Source organism: Vibrio sp. Vb1554, assembly GCF_033344235.1.
The window spans coordinates 1-1,274 of the sequence record NZ_JAWPOJ010000245.1; the positions used below are offsets into that span (position 1 = coordinate 1).

Genomic DNA, 1,274 nt, shown 5'->3' on the forward strand with positions numbered 1-1,274 from the left:
AAAAGCAATGCAAGTAGCGCTGAACCAACTGGCTGACTTTGTCCAAAAAGGGGTTCAAGAGCCTGCACAACAACCCGGAGTAGCGAATGCTTATTCGAACTGAAGCCCCTGCGGACATTCTGACCATTGACCGCCTATTGAAACATGCGTTTCCAACCGATGCGGAAGCCAACTTGGTGATGCGTTTACGTGAAAACGGCAAGCTGACCTTGTCGCTGGGGGCGTGTACGGATGAAGGTTAGTTAAGTGGCCATGCTTTATTTAGCCCAGTTACATGAAATGTTTAAGATATGTCTTGGCAAGGGCTTGCACCATTGGCTGTTCATGAGGACTATCGCCGTCAAGGCATTGGTGCTGAACTCATTAAAGAAGGTTTCGAATCTTTGCGTGATTTCGGTTATCCAGTCTGTGTCGTGTTGGGTGAACCTGACTACTATGCACGACAAGGTTTCAATGCTGGTGAAGAGATGGGCTTTGAATGCGCTTGGGAAGTGCCTGAAGGTGCGTTTCGAGTAGCTGAACTCGTCGAGGGCCAATGTGCAGGACGTTCTGGACGTATTGATTACGCGCCTGAGTTCTCAGAGCTTTAAATACTGAAACAGCCCGCAGAAATAGCGGGCTGTTTGCTTTTCATCATTCATTCGACAAGCATGACGTTTATTGAGCGTTTTTGGTTCTTTTTTTGCCCCAGATTTCGACTTTTGCTTTTTTGCTGACACCCAACACGTCGAGCTTCATGTTTCCCCAACTGCTGTATTTCATTTCAAGGTGCTTAAGTTTCGCGTCCTCCGCTCCTGGTAGTGTCCAAGCTCGCGTTGACATTCCGTTGGTGAGCGTGCCCATTGATGTGAGTTTTTTCTCGCTGCCGTCGGTCATGGTGACTTTGATGTCTTTTAAATCGACGGTGCCTTGAATGCACTTTATTTTGATTTTACTGAAGGTACGGTTTTTGAGAAGACTATTTGGCGTAACGGTGTCTGTCTCCGTTTGGAAGTTGACGGTCTTGGTTGCGATCAGCTCCCAGTCATCATTATTGCTGCTCGCAAATGTGGAAAAACTGATGGTCGCTACCATCATCACAGTAAAGAGTGATTGGAAAAGCTTCATAACACCTCTGACTTTTTGATAGGATTGCCTCGTTCAAACAGGTGACGAAAAATGTCAATTAACGAGAAACAGTATTTACACGAAATGGGAATCACCTCGTGGGAGTTGATTCATCCAGAAAGGTTGGCAGGCTATCAACCGCCAACTATGGATTTGCCAAGTTCTTG

General features: G+C 46.4%; 2 protein-coding genes and 2 pseudogenes. 3 read left to right on the forward strand and 1 reads right to left on the reverse strand.

Annotated features, from left to right (window positions below):
• Both R8N28_RS25335 and R8N28_RS25340 read left to right on the forward strand, forming a co-directional pair.
• Positions 1 to 103, forward strand: a pseudogene (locus R8N28_RS25335) (SCP2 domain-containing protein); the annotation flags it as partial.
• Positions 87 to 590, forward strand: a pseudogene (locus R8N28_RS25340) (GNAT family N-acetyltransferase). The pseudogenes R8N28_RS25335 and R8N28_RS25340, both read left to right, overlap by 17 nt.
• Before the next feature lie 67 nt (positions 591 to 657).
• On the opposite strand, the gene R8N28_RS25345 reads toward R8N28_RS25340, so the two are convergent.
• Positions 658 to 1,107: a hypothetical protein gene (locus R8N28_RS25345; RefSeq protein WP_318183676.1), complete on the reverse strand. Its 450-nt coding sequence runs from the start codon at positions 1,105 to 1,107 to the stop codon at positions 658 to 660.
• 51 nt (positions 1,108 to 1,158) lie between these two features.
• Here R8N28_RS25345 and R8N28_RS25350 point away from each other — a divergent pair.
• On the forward strand, positions 1,159 to 1,274 hold a 116-nt coding region (locus tag R8N28_RS25350; protein WP_318183677.1), incomplete at its 3' end, for a DNA polymerase III subunit psi.

Coding starts and splice junctions, on each gene's coding strand:
- R8N28_RS25345 (WP_318183676.1), bottom strand. CDS start 1,107: ATGAAGCTTTTCCAATCACTCTTTACTGTGATGATGGTAGCGACCATC.